General features: G+C 74.0%; 12 protein-coding genes and 1 pseudogene. 8 read left to right on the plus strand and 5 right to left on the minus strand.

The genetic code is table 11. The annotated features are described in order from the left end of the window. The coding region (locus UW392_RS54950) for a carboxylesterase family protein (protein ID WP_320783000.1) at positions 1-861 on the plus strand (861 nt) is incomplete at its 5' end. Here the strand turns inward: UW392_RS54950 and mmuM are convergent. Then, positions 862-1,809 (minus strand): homocysteine S-methyltransferase, encoded by a 948-nt coding sequence (gene mmuM, locus UW392_RS54955; protein WP_320783001.1) that lies wholly within the window; start codon positions 1,807-1,809, stop codon positions 862-864. A 341-nt stretch (positions 1,810-2,150) separates the two neighbouring features. Between mmuM and UW392_RS54960 the strand changes: the two genes are divergently transcribed. The 4 genes from UW392_RS54960 (at position 2,151) to UW392_RS54975 (ending at position 6,837) form a co-directional block, all read left to right on the plus strand. Beyond that, positions 2,151-3,563, plus strand: a complete 1,413-nt coding sequence (locus tag UW392_RS54960) for an RICIN domain-containing protein (RefSeq protein WP_320783002.1) — start codon at positions 2,151-2,153, stop codon at positions 3,561-3,563. Between the two features lie 66 nt (positions 3,564-3,629). Beyond that, positions 3,630-4,427: an isocitrate lyase/phosphoenolpyruvate mutase family protein gene (locus tag UW392_RS54965; RefSeq protein ID WP_320783003.1), complete on the plus strand. Its 798-nt coding sequence runs from the start codon at positions 3,630-3,632 to the stop codon at positions 4,425-4,427. 173 nt (positions 4,428-4,600) lie between these two features. Continuing rightward, positions 4,601-6,328, plus strand: a complete 1,728-nt coding sequence (locus UW392_RS54970) for a PHP domain-containing protein (protein WP_320783004.1) — start codon at positions 4,601-4,603, stop codon at positions 6,326-6,328. Next, positions 6,325-6,837, plus strand: a complete 513-nt coding sequence (locus UW392_RS54975) for a hypothetical protein (protein ID WP_320783005.1) — start codon at positions 6,325-6,327, stop codon at positions 6,835-6,837. The genes UW392_RS54970 and UW392_RS54975 overlap by 4 nt, the downstream gene beginning before the upstream one ends. A gap of 43 nt (positions 6,838-6,880) precedes the next feature. On the opposite strand, the gene UW392_RS54980 is transcribed toward UW392_RS54975, so the two are convergent. Continuing rightward, positions 6,881-9,781, minus strand: a complete 2,901-nt coding sequence (locus UW392_RS54980) for a glycoside hydrolase family 2 TIM barrel-domain containing protein (protein ID WP_320783006.1) — start codon at positions 9,779-9,781, stop codon at positions 6,881-6,883. Between the two features lie 357 nt (positions 9,782-10,138). Between UW392_RS54980 and UW392_RS54985 the strand changes: the two genes are divergently transcribed. Beyond that, positions 10,139-11,623, plus strand: a complete 1,485-nt coding sequence (locus tag UW392_RS54985; RefSeq protein WP_320783007.1) for an FAD-binding oxidoreductase — start codon at positions 10,139-10,141, stop codon at positions 11,621-11,623. A 21-nt stretch (positions 11,624-11,644) separates the two neighbouring features. On the opposite strand, the gene UW392_RS54990 is transcribed toward UW392_RS54985, so the two are convergent. The 3 genes from UW392_RS54990 to UW392_RS55000 all read right to left on the minus strand — a co-directional run bounded on the left by UW392_RS54990 (position 11,645) and on the right by UW392_RS55000 (position 15,263). Then, positions 11,645-12,889, minus strand: coding sequence for an ROK family transcriptional regulator (locus UW392_RS54990; protein WP_320783008.1), 1,245 nt, complete (start codon positions 12,887-12,889; stop codon positions 11,645-11,647). Positions 12,890-13,044: 155 nt separating this feature from the next. After that, on the minus strand, positions 13,045-14,289 hold the full coding sequence (locus tag UW392_RS54995; protein ID WP_320783009.1) for an FAD-binding protein: 1,245 nt from the start codon (positions 14,287-14,289) through the stop codon (positions 13,045-13,047). 86 nt (positions 14,290-14,375) lie between these two features. Beyond that, positions 14,376-15,263: an aminoglycoside phosphotransferase family protein gene (locus tag UW392_RS55000; RefSeq protein ID WP_320783010.1), complete on the minus strand. Its 888-nt coding sequence runs from the start codon at positions 15,261-15,263 to the stop codon at positions 14,376-14,378. Positions 15,264-15,520: 257 nt separating this feature from the next. On the opposite strand from UW392_RS55000, the gene UW392_RS55005 reads away from it, so the two are divergent. Further along, a complete protein-coding gene (locus tag UW392_RS55005; protein WP_320783011.1) occupies positions 15,521-16,870 on the plus strand; it encodes a radical SAM protein in 1,350 nt (449 codons plus the stop codon). 234 nt (positions 16,871-17,104) lie between these two features. Next, a pseudogene (locus UW392_RS55010) lies at positions 17,105-17,862 on the plus strand (cellulose-binding protein); the annotation flags it as partial.

The following is a 17,862-nucleotide window of genomic DNA, read 5'->3' on the forward strand; positions in this document are numbered from 1 at the left end:
GCCGCCGCCCAGGCCGAGGCCGGCCGGCGCAGCAGCCCGGTGCTCGGCGGCCCCGCCTTCGGCATCGTCGTCGACGGCGACCTGGTGGAGCGGGACCCCCTGGAGGCGCTCACGGAGGACACCGCGCACGGCGGTGCCGCCCACGACGTCGGCCTGCTCCTCGGCTGGACCCGCGAGGAGTACCGGCTCTGGCTGGCCCCCAGCGGACTGCTCGACCGCATCGACCGGCTCGGCGCGGTCGCCCTCGCCGCGGCCCGCGCCCGCTGCCGTTGCGGCCCCGAGGTGCCCCGCGGCTACCGCGAGCTCCATCCCGGCGCGAGCCCCGCCGAACTCGTCGGCCGGCTGGTCACCGACCACCTGCTGCGCGCCCCGCTGCTCCGCCTCGCCGACGCCCGCCACGGCCACGCCCCGACGTACGTCTACGAGTTCGCCTGGCCCTCCCGCGTGCCCGGCCTCGGCTCCTGCCACGCGCTGGAGCTGGGCTTCGTCTTCGACACCGGGGAGACCCCGGCGTCGGTGTCGCTCGCCGGGGAGGGCGCCCCGCGCGCGCTCGCCGACGTGATGCACGCGGCGTGGGTGCGGTTCGCCACCACCGGCGACCCGGGCTGGCCGAGCTGGGACGCCACGCGCCCGGTACGCGTCTTCGACGACCCGGCCACCGGGGGACCGCCGGTCGTCCACGGCCCGTACGACCGCGAACTCGCGCTCTGGGAGGCCGACGCGCACAGGACCCCGCGGACCGCCCCGACCGGCCCGACCGGCCCCCTCGTCCCGAGCGGCCCCGCGGAGATCCTCCCGGCCGGCCGTCCCCCGCGCCGCCCGGCACCGCTGTCGGCCGTACGACGCCTCCGGCGCTCCTAGTCAGGGGTGCCGCCGCCCGGAAGGACGCACGACCCCCGCGATCTCCGCGACCGTCCCCGGCCCCACCCGGCAGCACCCGCCGACCAGCCGCGCCCCGGCGCGCAGCCACCCGTCCACCCGCCCGGGGGAGAAGGTGGCGCCACCGGTCCACGCGCGCGCGTCCGCGTCCCATTCCTCCCCGCTGTTCGGATAGACCACGACCGGCTTGCCCGTCACGCGGGCGGCCGTCGCGACCGCGCCGTCCACGTCGTCCGGTGCACAGCAGTTCACCCCCACCGCGATCACCTCGTCCGCGTCGGCGGCCAGGGCGAACGCCTCGTCCAGCGGCTGCCCCGCGCGCGTGCGGTCACCGTCGACCGTGTACGACAGCCACGCGGGCACCCCGAGCCCGCGCACGCCCCGCAGCAGCGCCTCCGCCTCGTCGGTGTCCGGCACGGTCTCCAGGGCCAGCACGTCCGGCGCGGCGGCGGCCAGCACCTCCAGCCGCGGCCGGTGGAACCGCTCCAGCTCGGCGACCGTGAGCCCGTAGCGGCCCCGGTACTCGGACCCGTCGGCGAGCATCGCCCCGTACGGCCCGACGGACGCGGCCACCCACCGGGGGCGCTCTCCGGAGCCGCCGTGCCCACCGGCCCGCCGGGCGGCCTCGCGCGCCGCCCCGACGCTCAGCCCGAGCAGCCCGGCCGCCCGCTCCCGCCCGATCCCGCGCCGGGCGAACCCCTCGAACGTCGCCTGATAACTCGCGGTGATCACCACGTCGGCGCCCGCCGCGAAGTACGCGAGGTGCGCCCCGGCCACCGCCTCCGGCCGGTCGGCGAGGAGCCGGGCCGACCAGAGGGCGTCGCCCAGGTCGTGGCCCGCGGCCTCCAACTGGTTGGACATGCCGCCGTCGAGGACGAGGGGGCCTCGGGCGAGGGCGGCGGCGAAGGGGAGGGAGGTGGCACTGTCCATGCGCCGACGTTAGTCCGGCACGACGCTGCCGGTCGGTGCCGCTGGGCGCGCCTCACCCGGCGTCGAGCTGATGGTCGGCCCCTGCGTAGCTCGCGGGCAGCAGGTCGGTGAGGGAAACCGACCTGAGGCGGTCGCCCTCACGACGTTGCCCGTTGAAGTGGGCGTGAACAATCGAATCCCGGCGGTGCGGGGCGGCCCGGCTCCCGCTTCGTCCCGCGCGACCCGTTGACCTCCTCGTAACACGCCCTTACCTTTTCGGCGTTCGGGATGGCAGGTGTAGTGCGAAATACCGAACGATGCACGATGCCGAACGCCCGCGGACTGCAGAGGAAGTGCATGAGATGAGACGTGCGTACGCGATCCTCCTCGTCGTCTGCCTGGCGGCGTTCGGGGCGCTCGTCACGGCCGGGCCGGCCCAGGCGGCGCCGCAGACGGTCACCAACGGGATCCAGTTCACCGACACGGGCGGCAACCCCGTGCACGCCCACGGCGGCGGGGTGCTCAAGGTCGGCTCGTACTACTACTGGTTCGGCGAGCACCGCAACGCGGACAACACCTTCCGGGCCGTGAGCGCCTACCGCTCCACCGACCTGAAGAACTGGGAGTTCCGCAACAACGTCCTCACCCAGTCCTCGCACTCCGAGCTCGCCGTCGCCAACATCGAGCGGCCCAAGGTCATGTACAACGCGGCCACCGGCAAGTTCGTGATGTGGATGCACAAGGAGAACGGGGTCGACTACGGCGAGGCCCGCGCCGCCGTCGCCGTGTCCGACACCGTGGACGGGAACTACTCCTGGCAGGGCAGCTTCCGGCCGCTCGGGCAGCACATGTCCCGTGACATCACCGTGTTCACCGACACGGACGGCACGGGCTACATGGTGTCCGCCGCCCGCGAGAACTACGACCTGCACATCTACCGGCTGACCGCCGACTACAGAGACGTCGCCGCCCTCGTCGCCGACCCCTGGCACGGCGGCCACCGCGAGGCCCCGGCCCTGTTCAAGCGGAACGGCGTGTACTTCATGCTGACGTCCGGCGCCACGGGCTGGAGTCCCAACCAGCAGCAGTACGCCACCGCCACCAGCCTCGCCGGGCCCTGGTCGGCCATGCGGAACGTGGGTGACCCGACGGCGTTCGGCTCGCAGACCGCGTACGTGCTGCCCGTGCAGGGGAGCGCGGGAACCTCGTACCTCTACCTCGGCGACCGGTGGGGCAACTCCTTCGGCGGGCGGGTCAACGACTCCCGGTACGTGTGGCTGCCGCTGACCTTCCCGACCTCCACCACGCTGTCCATGTCCTGGACGCCGGAGCTCACCGTCGACACCGCCACCGGGACGGTCAGCGGGGTGAGCGCCACCTACGACACCCTCGTCGCCCGGCACTCCTCCCGGTGCGCCGACGTCACCAGCCAGTCGCAGTGGCCGGGCGCCCAGGTCAAGCAGTACGACTGCAACGGCGGCGGCAACCAGAGGTTCTGGTTCAAGTCGGTGGGCAGCGGTCACTACCAGCTCGCGGCCCGCCACAGCTCCCTGTGCCTGCGGGAGAACGCCGCCGACGTCACCCAGGAGAACTGTGACGCGTCGGCCACGAACCAGCAGTGGTCGCTGACCACCACCGGCGGTTACGTGACCGTCCGCTCCCGCGCCACGGGCGAGTGCCTGGACGTGAACGGCGGCTCCACCGCCAACTCCGCCGCGATCATCACGTACGCGTGCAACGGGGCCACGAACCAGCAGTGGACGCGCGGGACGTGAGTCCCCGGCCAAGGGGGCGGCGGCACTTCGGGCGGCACCGGAGCGACGCGCCACTAGCGTGAGCGTATGACCGCACCGACACCCGCCGACTTCCACCGCCTCCACCACGGCCCCGCCCCCCTCCTCCTGCCCAACGCCTGGGACCACGCCTCGGCGGCGGCGCTCGCCGCCGAGGGCTTCGCCGCGATCGGCACGACCAGCCTCGGGGTCGCCGCCGCGGCCGGGCTGCCCGACGGCGCGGCGGCGACGCGTGACCTGACGCTGCGGCTGGCGCTCGCGCTCGGGTCCGGGCCGTTCGCGCTGTCCGTCGACGCGGAGGGCGGCTTCAGCGACGATCCGGCGGAGGTGGGGGAGTTCGCGCGGGAGCTGTACGCCGCCGGGGCCGCCGGGATCAACCTGGAGGACGGGCTCGGCGACACCGCGCTGCACGCCGCGAAGATCGCCGCCGTGAAGGCCGCCGCGCCCGGCCTCTTCGTCAACGCCCGCACCGACACCTACTGGCTGGGCGACGGCGAGGGGACCAGGGACCGCCTCGACGCCTACCGGCAGGCGGGCGCGGACGGGGTGTTCGTGCCGGGGCCGGCCGACCCGGACACCATCGCCTCCCTCGTGGAGTTCCTCGACGACGACGTGCCGCTGAACATCCTGTACTCGTCCGCCGGACCCACCGTCGACCGGCTCGGCGAGCTGGGAGTACGGCGCGTCAGCCTCGGTTCGCTGCTGTACCGGCGGGCGCTGGGCGCGGCGGTGCAGGCGGCCGTCGGCATCCGGGCCGGACGCTCGCCGCAGGGCCGTACACCCACGTACGGCGAGGTGTCGGCGTACGCCCCGACGGCACGGCAGCGGGCTCGCCGACAGTCCTAGCTGCGGAAACCGTGAGCGCGGGGGCGAGCGGCCGTGTCCGGGACGGCCGCCGCTCATGCCCGTGTCGTACCACGTTCACCTTCTGCCTGGATTCTCCTCACGCGGCGCACTCGCCGCGGCAGGAGCGATATCTAGCCGGTGGATTCAGGCCGCCGGGATGCAGGAGGCGCACCATGGGGCACGGACACGGGCATCACCACGGACACGATCACGGACACGGGCACAGCCACGACCACGGTCACGCGCACGACACGACGCCGCTGCCCGCCGCCTTCGACACCTCCGTGCCCGACGAGGCCCTGAGCCCCGAGCAGGCGTCCCGCCGCTCGCTGCTGCGCCGTGCCGGCCTGCTCGGCGCGGGCCTGGCCGCCGGCAGCGTCCTCGGCGGGGCCACCGCCGCAGCTCCGGCGTACGCCACCCCCGCCACGCTCGGCCGCAAGAAGAAGGACGGCTTCCTCTGGCTGGCCGGCGACCACCACATCCACACCCAGTACAGCAGCGACGGCAAGTACCGCGTCGTCGACCAGGTCCGCCAGGGCGCCAAGCACGGCATGGACTGGCTGGTCATCACCGACCACGGCAGCGCCACCCACGCCAGGATCGGCGTCGACAAGGTCAACCCGGACATCGTCGAGGCCCGTGACGCCTACGAGGACACCCTCGTCTTCCAGGGCCTGGAGTGGAACATCCCGGCCGCCGAGCACGGCACCGTCTTCGTGCACCCGGGCAAGAACGAGGTCTCCGTCCTCAAGCAGTTCGAGACCGGCTACGACGGCAGCGTCAAGGGCGCCTCCAGCTCTTCGCCCGCCAACGAGGCCCTCGCCATCGCGGGCCTGGAGTTCCTCGCCGACCAGGTGAAGCGGCGCAAGGTCAAGGACGCGCTGATGCTCGCCAACCACCCGGCGCGCAAGGGCATCGACTCCCCGCACGAGATCCGTGCCTGGCGCGACGCGACCTCCGACAAGCACCGCATCGCCGTCGGCTTCGAGGGCGCCCCCGGCCACCAGGCCGGTGGTCTGCCCGGCCCGACCGGTCCCGCCGGGGCCCGCGGCATCTACGACGGCAGCCCGAGCGCCAACTCCTTCGCCGGCTACCCGCTGGAGAGCTACCGCACCTGGGGCGGCTTCGACTGGATGACCGCCACCGTCGGCGGCCTGTGGGACAGCCTCCTCGCCGAGGGCAAGCCGTGGTGGATCACCGCCAACTCCGACTCCCACCAGGTGTACGCCGACACCGCCAAGCGCGGTGGTGGCGATTTCAACGCCAACGGCCGTTACGACGACCCGGTCTACGGCGGGCAGCTCGACCTCGCGCAGAACGACTACTGGCCCGGCTACTACAGCCGCACCCACGTCGGCGCCGAGGGCTTCGACTACGCCGACGTCATGGACGGCATCCGGGCCGGCCGCATCTGGGTCGACCACGGCCAGCTCATCAGCGGCCTCGACGTCCGCGTCTTTGGCGGCAGCCGCTGGGCCACCCTCGGCGGCGCCCTCCAGGTCCGCAAGGGCACGCGCGTCACCCTCACGGTGAACATCGCCCTCGCGGGCGGCCCCAACTGGGCGGGCTTCCTGCCGAAGCTGGCGCGCGTCGACGTCATCCAGGGCGACGTGACCGGCGAGGTCGAGGACAAGGACACCTTCACCGCGCCGACGGCCAAGGTCGTCAGGACGTACGAGGTCAACAAGTCCACCGGCACGGTCAAGCTCACCTACGACCTCGGCCGCGTCGACCACCCGGTCTACGTCCGCCTGCGCGGCAGCGACGGCAAGCGCCTGGCCGTCGGCCCGAACGGTGCGGCCGTCGACCCGGCGGGCCCGGCGATCGACGTGATCGGCGACGCGGACCCGTGGGAGGACCTGTGGTTCTACTCCAACCCGATCTGGGTCCTGCCCTCGTGACGTCGTTCGCCCTCACCGTCGACACGGACGTCACGGACCTGCTGGAGGCCGACCACCTGCTGCGGACGGTGGCCTCCGGACTCGACCTCCCGGAGGGCGCTCTCGGCTGCACGCACCTGGTCCGGGACGACCGGCCGCGGGTCGTGCTCTCCTTCGCGCTGCCGTCCCAGGAGGCGCGGGAGGCCGCCCGTGAGCGGCTCACGGCCGACGGCCACGAGGTCACGGACGGCGTTCCCGACGAGGTGGGCCGTGCCGTGCTGTACCCCGGTGCCGCGTCCCTCACCGGCACCGTCACGGTCGCCGACCTGCTGGCGCGCACCGCGATCGTCCGGGTGACCGTCCTGGGCGCCCAGGAGCCACCCGCCGCGGACACCGCACTGGTGACCAGGGAGCACGTGCGGCCGCACTGGCAGGACGGCGAACTGGTCCTCGCAGCGATGCCCGCCCTGGGCGGCACCCTGGTGCCCTTCGAGCACCCGGACCCGACGCCCTGCTGCGCGGACCACTGAGGGCGGAGCCGGGCCCCGCGTGCCACGCGGGGCCCGGCTCCGTTCAGTTCCCGGCCGCCGAGAACACGAACGAGAACGCGGACCGCCGCGCCCGCAGGTGGTACTCCGGCAGCGCCTGCGGACCGCAGGCCGCGGTGCCGATGCCCATCTGGCCGTGGTCGAGGTTGACCCACAAGTGGTCGCCCGGGTGGAGGTCCGTCAGGTGGTCCGCCGCGTCGAGCTGTTCGGTGGTCCACCGCCGGGCCGTGAACCAGAACTCCGGCTCGCCCTCGATCCGCAGCCCGCCGAGCTCGGCGCGGCGCACGTCGGCGCGGGCCCCGTTCTCCTGGGGGCGCACGTACGGGGTCTGCAGCTCGTCCACCGTGGCGCTCCAGGTGCCCAGCATCGACGCCGCCCGGGTGTCCGGGTACGCCTCGCCGGGGCCGCCGCCGAACCAGCGCACCGTGTCGGCGGCGGGCAGCCCGAAGCGGATGCCGAGCCGGGGCAGCGGCACCGTCCAGTCGCCCTCCGGGGTGACGGAGACGGCCAGCCGGACCCGGGTGCCGTCGGACGTCCACCGGTACACCGTGGCGAGGCCCGCCTCCGCGCCCGCGGGCGCCACCCGGGTCCGTACCGTCAGCGCGTCGTCGCCGGTCTCGACGGCGTCCAGCCGGTGGCGCATGCGGTGCAGGCCCAGCCGCCGCCACAGCAGCCCGTACCGGGTGCCGGGTTCCCACTCGGCGCCCAGGTCGTTGTCGGTCGGCGCCCGCCAGACGTCCAGGCGCAGTGCGGTGACGGCCGTACCGTGGAGGGTGCGCGGCGCGCCGGTGCGGGCGTCGAAGGTGGCCGGGCCGAGCGTGATCAGGTCCCCGTCGACGGTGGGCCGCACGGCGGCCGTGACGGAGACGGGGGTGCGCCGGGCGACGGTGCCCTGCCCCCACGCCACCACGTGACGCCCGGCTGCCCAGGCGGTGTCCTCGGCGAGCACGGCGTACACCGACCACTGCACCTCGTGGCCCCGCCCGTCCGGTGCCGTCGGCAGCTTCACCTCCGCCGACTCCCCGGGGGCGAGGGGCGGCACCGCGAGCGTGCTCACCCCGGTGTCCTCCCCGTCCACCGTGTGGCGGACCTCGAACTCCAGGTGCCCGAGGTCCGCGAAGTCGTAGCCGTTGGTCACCCGCACGGTGCCCGCCGCGCTCCCGGCCTCGATGCGGACCGGCTCGATCACCTTCTTGAACTCGGCCAGCCCCGGTGACGGCGTACGGTCCGGGAACAGCAGCCCGTCGCAGACGAAGTTGCCGTCGTGCAGCTCCTCGCCGAAGTCACCGCCGTAGGCGTAGCCCAGCTCCGGGTGGCTGATGCCGTGGTCGATCCACTCCCAGACGAAGCCGCCCTGGAGGCGGTGGTGCGCCTCGAAGATGCGCTGGTAGTCGGCGATGCCGCCGGGCCCGTTGCCCATGGCGTGTCCGTACTCGCACTGGATGAACGGCAGTGCGCGGCGGCGGTGCGGGCCGCCGTCCACGCCCTGCCCGATCCGCTCGACCTCCTCGTGGTCGGCGTACATGCGGGAGTAGACGTCCGTGTCGCGGCAGCTCCAGTCGCCCTCGTAGTGGAGGAGGCGGGAGGCGTCGCGGCCGCGTATCCACTCGGCCATCGCGGTGAGGCCGCGTCCGGTGCCGGCCTCGTTGCCCAGGGACCACAGGACGACCGACGGGTGGTTCTTGTCGCGCTCCACCATGCGGGCCGCGCGGTCCAGCAGGGCCGGGGTCCAGCGGTCGTCGTCGACGGGGTTGTCGCGCCAGTCCTGCTCGACGAAGCCGTGCGTCTCCAGGTCGCACTCGTCGATCACCCACAGCCCGTACTCGTCGCACAGGCCGAGGAAGGCCGGGTGCGGCGGGTAGTGCGAGGTGCGCACCGCGTTGACGTTGTGCCGCTTCATCAGCTCCACGTCCTCGCGCATGGTCGCGAGGTCCAGGGCGCGCCCGTGCTCGGGGTGCCACTCGTGGCGGTTGACGCCCTTGAGGAGCAGCGGACGGCCGTTCACCTTGATCAGGCCGTCCTCCAGAACGACCGTGCGGAAACCTATCCGCAGCGGCACCCGCTCACCGGCCGTGGCCAGCACACCGTCGTACAGGTGCGGTGTCTCCGCCGTCCACGGCTCGACGGGCACGGTCACCGGCTCGCCCGTGGGGGCGTCGACACCGAGGGCGGGCACGGTGACACGGCCGGGGACGTCCGACTCCACCAGCAGGGTCCCGTGCCCCCCGACGTGGTCGTACGAGGCGTGCACGAAGAAGTCGCCCACGCCGTCCGCCGGGCGGTGCAGCAGCGTGACGTCACGGAAGATGCCCGGCAGCCACCACTGGTCCTGGTCCTCCAGGTAGCTGCCGGCCGACCACTGGTGGACGCGGACGGCGAGGACGTTACCGGTGGGCCGCAGCAGCAGCCCGACCGCGAACTCGTGGGGCAGCCGGGAGCCCTTGAACTCGCCGAGCTCCGTGCCGTTCAGCCACACCCGGGCGCACGACTCGACCCCGTCGAAGCGCAGCACCGCGCCGCCGTCCGCCGGCCAGTCCTTCGGCAGGTCGAAGACGCGCAGGTGGTCCCCGGTCGGGTTCTCGTCCGGCACCCGCGGCGGGTCGACGGGGAACGGGTAGTGCACGTTGGTGTAGATCGGCGACCCGAAGGCGCCGTCGCCCTGCAGCACCCAGTGGCCCGGCACGGACACCTCGGCCCAGTCCCCGGCGTCGTACCCCGCGGCGGCGAAGGAGTCGTCCTCGGCGTCGGCCCGGTCCGACAGCCGGAACCGCCAGCGGCCGTTCAGGGACAGGGACGCGGCGTCGGAGGCGGCGTACCAGGCGCGCGGCGGCAGCGCGCCGCGCCCCGGCGAGACGTCCTCGACGTAGCCGGTGGAGCCGGCCGCGGTCGTGGCCGTGGTGGTCGGTGCGGTGGTGCGGAGTGACATCGTTCTCCCGGTTCAGCCCTTGATGCCGGTCTTTCTTTCGTGAAACTCCAGGAAGTACTGCCGGAACAGGAAGCACGTGAAACCAGTCGACCACCCGGAATTGCGATGCCGGGTTCGCGCGGCGGGCATCACCGGAGGTGGAGTCGCGTTCGGGTCCAGCCCCGTCCCGCGACTCGCACCGTTCCTCGCCCGGGCACCGTCGCCACCGTGCGCCCGGTACGACTAACGGCGTCCCCCGGCGCGGCGGACGGGGTTGCCGCCACCGGTCGGCACGATGGCGTGCGGAAGCCCGTGCCGAGGAGAGCGAGAGCAATGGTGGGAATCAGTCGCCGGGGCGTGTTGCGGAGCGGAGCGCGGATGGCGGCCCTGACCGGTGCCGCGCTGCTGCCGGTCGAGGCGGCCCGGGCCGCGGCGGAGCGGGACCCGTCGGGAGCCGGCGGGCCCGAGCTGCCGGCCACGGCGTGGCGGCAGCTGGAACGGCTCCTGAGCGGGGGCGCCGGGCTGTACCGGCCGAAGGACGCCCCCTACGAGCGGCTGGTGCTGCCCAACAACCGGCGCTACGCGGCGGTGCGGCCGGCCGGCATCGCCGCCTGCGCCACGGAGGGCGACGTACGGGCGGCCCTGGGCTGGGCCGCCGGGCACGAGCTGCCGTTCGCCGTCCGCTCCGGCGGCCACAGCTTCGCCGGCTTCTCCACCACCACCGGCCTGCTGATCAGCCTGCGCCGGATGAGGAGCGTGGTGCCCAGCGGGGACGACCTGCTCCTGGTGGGCGGCGGGGCCCTCGTCTCGGACGTCTACGACGCGCGGGACGCCCACCGCTACGTCCCCGGCGGGCGCTGTCCCACCGTGGGCATGGCCGGGCTGGCGCTCGGTGGCGGGCTCGGCTTCAACGACCGCAAGTGGGGCATGACCTGCGACCGGCTCGCCGAGACCCGGCTGGTCCTGCCCGACGGCTCCCTGGTGCGGGCGAGCGAGCGCGAGAACGCCGACCTGTTCTGGGCCTGCCGCGGCGGCGGGGGCAGCAACTTCGGCATCAACACCGGTTTCGCCTTCCACGCCGTCGACGTCTCCGAGCAGTCCGCCGCCGTCTTCGACCTGACCTTCCCCGCCGTGCGCGGCATCGAGGTCATGGACGCGGTGCAGGACGTCCTGGCCGCCGACCGGCACCACGACTTCGACCTGCAGATCACCTTCCGCAACCACGGGGACGGCAGCGCCCCCACCCTGTCCCTGCTGGGGCAGCGCCTGGGCGGCGAGGACGCGCTGCGCCGTGCCCTGGCCCCGGTCCTGTCGCTCACGCCGGCCAAGGAGTTCCTGGCGGAGCGGCACTTCTGGGACGCCCAGAAGTACCTGTTCACCGCCCCCGCCAAGGCCGAGGCCGGCGCGTTCAAGTCCCTGGTCGCCGAGCGCCGGATCGACCCGCACTCGGTCGCCGACATGATCGACTGGGTCGAGGAGTGGCGGCCCGGCAAGGAGCGGAACGGCTCCTACGTCGCGCTGTTCGCGATGGGCGGCGCGGGCACCGCCCGGCCCATGGACGCCACCGCCTACCCGCACCGCCGCGCCTCCTTCGTCATCGACATCGGCACCCACTGGCACCCCGGCGCCCCCCGGCACGTCGTCGACCGGCTCCTCGTCCAGCAGCGCGCCCTGCACCGCACCCTCCGCCGCGGCCTGCACGCCTCGGGCGCGTACGTCAACTTCGCCGACCCCGACCTGCCGGACTGGCAGCACGCCTACTACCGGGACAACTACGAGCGCCTGCGCGCCGTCAAGCGCCACTACGACCCGGACGACCTGTTCCGGCACGCGCAGAGCATCGGCGGGTCCGGCGGCCACTGACGCGCCCGTACCGGCGTCCGGTCAGGAGGAGGCCGCCGTGCGGCTCCTCCGGCCGGAGGAGGACGAGGAGGACGAGGAGGACAGGGCGCCCTCCAGGGCGAAGGTCGCGGCGCCCAGGCACACCGGGTCGGTGGGGATGGGGGAGAGGACGATCTCCGTGGCCGCGGCCGGCCGCCGCAGCGTGTGCCGGGCCACCGCCTCGCGCACCTCGTGCAGCAGCGGCTCGCCGAGCGTGGCCGCGACCCAGCTGCTGAGCACGACCACCTCGGGATTGAGCAGGTTGACCAGGCCGGCGACGGCGGCGCCGAGGTAACGGGCCGTGTGCCGCACGGCCTCGCGGGCGACCGGGTCCCCGGCGGCGACCCCCCGGGCCAGCGCCTCCACGGTCGCCGTCTGGTCCCCGGGATGCAGCAGGGCGCTCCCCGGGCTCAGCTCCCGCAGGTTGTGCATGATGCCGGGCGCGCCCACGTACGTCTCCACGCACCCGTGGTCACCGCAGTGGCACGGCCGCCCGTCGAGCACCAGCGTGGAGTGCCCCCACTCGCCGGCACTGTTGCTGACCCCCCGGTGCAGCCCGCCGCCGAGGACCAGCCCGGCGCCCACCCCGGTGCCCAGGTTGACCACCACGGCGTCCCCGCGCCCGCGGGCCGCGCCGAACCACTGCTCGGCCACCGCGCAGGCGCGCAGCGGATTGTCCAGGTACAGCGGGTGGGCGAGGTGTTCGGCGAGCAGGTCGAGCAGCGGCACGTCGTGCCAGTCCCAGTTGGGCGCGTACTCCGAGACGCCGCTGTCGCGGTCGACCTGGCCCGGCACGCTCACCCCGACGCCCAGCACCCGGGCGCCGGCCACGCCGGCCCGCGCCGTCACCGCGCCGACGGCCGCGGCGACCCGGGCGACGAGCTGTTCGGGCCGGCTCCCGCCCGGGGGCACGTCCTCGTCCGCGCGGGCGACCGTGTTCAGGGCCAGGTCGAAGAGTTCGACCCGGACGTACGTCTCCGCGAGGTCGACGCCGATCAGCGCGCCGCCCGACGCGTTCACGGCCACCAGTCCGCGCGGGCGCCCGCCGGTCGAGTCCTCGAACCCGACCTCCGTGATCAGCCGCAGTTCGAGCAGCTCGCCGACCAGGGTGGCGACCGTGGCGAGGCTCAGCCCGGTCGCGGCCGCCAGTTCCTGCCGGGAGGTGGGCGACTCGGCGATGATCTGGCGCAGCACCTCGTAGCGGTTCGCGGTGCGGATGTCACGTGAGGTCCGGCGCCTCGTTGCCACTGCTCTCCTCGCCGGCACCGCCGGCTCCCTCGGGTTCCTCCGTCCCGCCGGAACCGGGCCTGTCCGTTCCGACGCGGCGCAAGGCTAAGGCCCGCCGGGGCCTTTCGACAAGGGTTGGGAAAGGGGGTGTGCGAAGGGGAGCGGTGCGCTCTCCCTCAGTCGCCGAGCACGTCCCGCACGAACGCGTTACGGAACTTCCCCGCCGGGTCCAGCGCGTCCGCCAGCGCCCGGAAGCCGTCCAGCCGCGGGTACCGTCCGCGCAGGTCCGCCGGGTCCACCTCGAACACCTTGCCCCAGTGCGGGCGCGGCGCGAACGCCCCCAGCGCCTCCTCGACCCGGCGCACCACGGGCAGCACGGCCGCGAAGTTGTCGATCCAGGTGAAGTGGAAGGCGACCGTGTCCCGTCCGTGGGAGGGGCTGAGCCACTGCGTGTCCGCGGCCACGGTACGGACCTCGCAGACCTGCAGCACGGGCGCGACGACGTCCCGTATCCCGGCCAGCGCGCGCAGCGCACGGGTCGCGTCGGCCCGGGGCAGCAGGTACTCCGACTGGAGTTCGGCGCCGCTGCTCGGGGTGAACCCGGCGCGGAAGTGCGGCAGCCGCTCGTGCCACGGGCCCGGGACGCCGAACTGCTCGGTGCAGTTGACCGCGGGCATGCCCGGTACGGGGTGCACCGCCTCGGCCGCGGGCGGCGCCCACGGGAAGTCGGGCAGCGGCCGGTCGGTGCGCCGCTTGACCCAGACGTGGTTGAAGCGCGGCGCCCGCCAGTCGGTGAACAGGCTCACGCTGTACGCCGTCGCCGCCACGGCCGCGTGGTCGAGCCCCGCCAGCGGCAGGTCCACGTACACGTGCTGCGCGACCTCGTAGGCCGGCTCCAGGTCGAGCGTGAGCGCGGTCACCACGCCGAGGGCGCCCAGGTTCACCACCGCACCGTCGAACCGCTCGTCCCCGCGGGCGAGGGTGACCGTCTCCCCGTCGGCCGTGACCAGCTCGATCTCCCGTACGGACGACGAGAGGGGGCCGTTGGTGTCGCCCGACCCGTGGGTGCCGGTCGCCACCGAGCCGGCCACGGAGATGTGGGGGAGCGAGGCCATGTTGGCCAGGGCCAGCCCCCGCCGGTGCACGGCGGCGGCCAGTTCGGCGTACCGGACACCGCCCCCGACCCGTACCGTACGGGCCGCCGCGTCCACCTCGATCAGCGACGGCAGCGCGGCCAGCGAGAGCAGCGCGCCCTCGCCGCCCGGTTCGGCGATCCGGTTGAACGAGTGCCCGCTGCCCAGCACCCGCACCTTCGCGCTCGACGCGACCAGGCTCCGCAGCTCCTCGGCCGAACGCGGCCGGTGGACCTCCTTGGCCGCGTAGGTGATGTTCCTCGCCCAGTTGGTCACGGTCTCGGTCATCTCGGTGTCCCTTCCCGAAGAGGCCCTGCCGTCCTGCGGCCGGCGAGGTGCGTACGACCGCATCCCAGCCGAAGGCGACCGGATGATCAAGAGCGGGCGGCCAGGACCTCCCGGATCACGTGGAGCGCGGTGGCCGCCATGACCGGGTTGCTCTCCCGGTAGGCCCACAGTTCCAGCAGCGCGACCGACAGGGCCCAGCCGCGCCCCCGCGCCCAGGCCGCGTCGTCGGCGCCCAGCGCGGACCGGAGGACGGGCCGGGCGCCGGCGGGCAGCACGTACCAGGCCGCGATCAGGTCGACGGCCGGGTCGCCCAGGCCCAGGCAGCCGAAATCGAGGACGGCGCTGAGCCGGCCCCGGGCCGTCAGCACGTTCCCGGGCTGCAGGTCGGCGTGGATCCACACCGGCGGACCGGGGTGGGCGGGGGCCTCGAGGGCCGCCTCCCAGACGGCGGCCGCGGCGCCGGTGTCGACCTCCTCGCGCAGCTCGGCGAGGGCGGCGCGGGTCACCGCGTCCCGCTCGGCCAGGGGCTCGGCGCGGTAGGAGGGCGGCCCGTCCGCGGGGTCGGCGCGGTGCAGCGCGGTGACGAAGGCCGCCAGGTCCCGGGCGAGGGCGTCCGGTCCGGTGCCCGGCGCGGTGGCGCGGCCGGGCCACGGGTGCGCCCCGTCCAGCCACCGGGACACCGACCACTCCCAGGGGTGCCCCGCGCCGGGCGCGCCCTTCACCAGGGGCGCGGGAACGGGGACCGGGAGCAGCGGGGCCAGCCGGGGCAGCCAGGTGTGCTCCTTCCCGATGTCGCGCGCGGCGCCCTCGGTGCGGGGCAGCCGGACCACCAGGTCGGCGCCGAGCCGGAACATGGCGTTGGCGGTGCCCGCGGAGTCGACCGGGACGACGGGCAGCCCCGCCCACCGGGGGAACTGCGCGGCCACCAGCCGCCGGACGAGGGAGGGGTCGGGGGACGTCGCAGCGGAATGCATCGGGCCATCCGAACGTTCCCGGGTGCGGCTCGTCAAAGGGTTTGAACGGTGCCGCGGGTGCGGAAGGTGGGGGAGGGCGCCACCGGCGGGACGGTAGCCGTCCAGGTGGACGGTCCGTGACCCGCGTCACCCCCGGGCATCCCCGGCGGCCGGGAGGGGACCCGGCGCCGGTCGGCTCCGGGCGGGGGCATACCGTGAGGAGTCGAGAACAAACGCCTGAGTGACCCCGGAGCGAGTCGGGAGCGAGGAGAAACGGGATGGGCAGCCGTACGGCGCTGGTCGAGGATCTGATGGAGCGGTTCCCGCACGTGCCGCGGGAAGCCGTCTTCAAGGAGGACCTGCTCAGGGGCGGGGTCGCCTTCGACAGGTCGGCCCTCACCGGCAACGAGGACGGCGAGGTCAAGCCGAAGTCGTACTTCATCTTCTCCTTCGACCACGGCACCCTGCCCGAGCTGGGCGAGGCCGCGCTCAACCGCCCGCCCGAGGAGATCATCCTCACCGGCGGCCCGTACGACCTGCGGCGCACCGTGGTGTCCGTGCGCGTGAACCCGTCCTCCCCGTACCGGGTCGCCGCCGACGAGCACGGCGTGCTCGGCCTCTACCTGGACGGCAGGCGCATCTCGGACGTCGGCGTCCCGCCGATGCCCGAGTACTACCGGCACAAGCTCTCCAACGGGAAGTCCGTGATGGAGGTGGCCCCGACCATCCAGTGGGGCTACCTGATCTACCTCACGGTCTTCCGGGTCTGCCAGTACTTCGGCGCCAAGGAGGAGTGCCAGTACTGCGACATCAACCACAACTGGCGCCAGCACAAGGCCGCCGGCCGCCCCTACACCGGGGTGAAGGACGTCGAGGAGGTCCTCGAGGCCCTGGAGATCATCGACCGGTACGACACGGCGAAGGCGTCCACCGCCTACACCCTCACCGGCGGCGCGATCACCAGCACGGTCTCCGGGCGCGACGAGGCCGACTTCTACGGCCACTACGCCAAGGCCATCGAGGAGCGCTTCCCCGGCCGCTGGATCGGCAAGGTCGTCGCCCAGGCGCTGCCGCGCGACGACGTGCAGCGGTTCAAGGACTACGGCGTGCAGATCTACCACCCCAACTACGAGGTGTGGGACGAGTACCTGTTCAAGATCTTCTGCCCCGGCAAGGAGCGCTACGTCGGCCGCGACGAGTGGCACAAGCGTGTCCTGGAGTCGGCCGAGGTCTTCGGCGCGCGCAACGTCATCCCGAACTTCGTGGCGGGCGTGGAGATGGCCGAGCCCTTCGGCTTCAAGACGGTCGACGAGGCCATCGCCTCCACCACCGAGGGCCTGCGCTTCTTCATGTCGCAGGGCATCACGCCCCGCTTCACCACCTGGTGCCCGGAGCCGACCACCCCGCTCGGCAAGGCCAACCCGCAGGGCGCGCCGCTGGAGTACCACATCCGGCTGCTCCAGGCGTACCGGCAGACGATGGAGGACTTCGGGCTCTCCTCGCCGCCCGGATACGGCCCGCCCGGAGCCGGCAACGCGGTGTTCTCGGTGAGCTCGTTCATGGACAGCCTGCCGGCGGTGGAGGGCACCGGGACGGCGGAGGGGACGGAGCGGGAGGCCACGGTCTGATCCGGACCGGCGGATCGCGCAACTCCCGTGACAGGTGAGACGGTTGGGGCTCCCGTGCGTATGATCGAGACAGAGGCAACCGGCGGTAACTTCATCTGAAGACACGGCTTGTCAGTTGTGTGGGAAGCGTGAAAAGCTCGGGCCCACCCACGGGACGGTCCCCCCGAGCGCCCTTGTCACCACGGCGAATCGGCCGTTCCTGTGCACCCCCCGCTCCGTGGACGCAGGAGACTCATGCCCGACCTGCCCAAGCCCCAGGACGCCTCCGAGGCCGCGCTGTTCTCGGACTGCTGGGACGCGGTCCTGTCGTACGCCGATCTGTGCACCTCCGGTTCGTCCTCGGCCTCCCGGCTGGCCACCGAGGCGTTCACGCACGGCATCCGGGAGACGCGCGCCGAGGAGGCCCGGTCCGGCCGGGGCCGCCGGGTGTCCCGGCTGCCCCGCATCCCCTTCCTGCTGACGGCGGTGCGCACCACGGCCGCGTCCTGGGAGGCCACCGGGGCGGGCCACCTCCTCGACCCCGACCTGCGGCTCTGGCTCCACTCGGACGCCGCGGCCCGCTACGCCGGACCGCCCCTCGGCCGGCCGCTCGCGCTGCGCGCCCTGAGCGACCTGCAGGAGGCGGACGCCGCCCTGCTGTGGCTGGCCGAGGTCGAGGCGCTGCCGCTGCCCGCGGCCGCCCGGCGGCTCGGCCTCGACCCGGCGTCCGCCGCCGCTGAACTCGACCAGGTGCGGGCCCTGTTCCGGGAACGGTGCCACCGCGCCCACCTCGACACCCCCATGGACGCCAACTGCCGCAGCTACGCGCGGCTCCTCGACGGTGTCACCCGCGCGCCCGGCGCCGACCTGCCCGAGGACCTCTCGCGCCACCTCGCCACCTGCGTGGGGTGCGCGGAGGCCGCGGCCTGCCTGCGGACGCACGGCGGCGCACTGCCCGTCGCGCTGGCGGGCGGCGTGGTCGGCTGGGGCGGCCTCGCCTATCTGGAGCGCCG

Source organism: Streptomyces sp. CRN 30 (assembly GCF_034105845.1).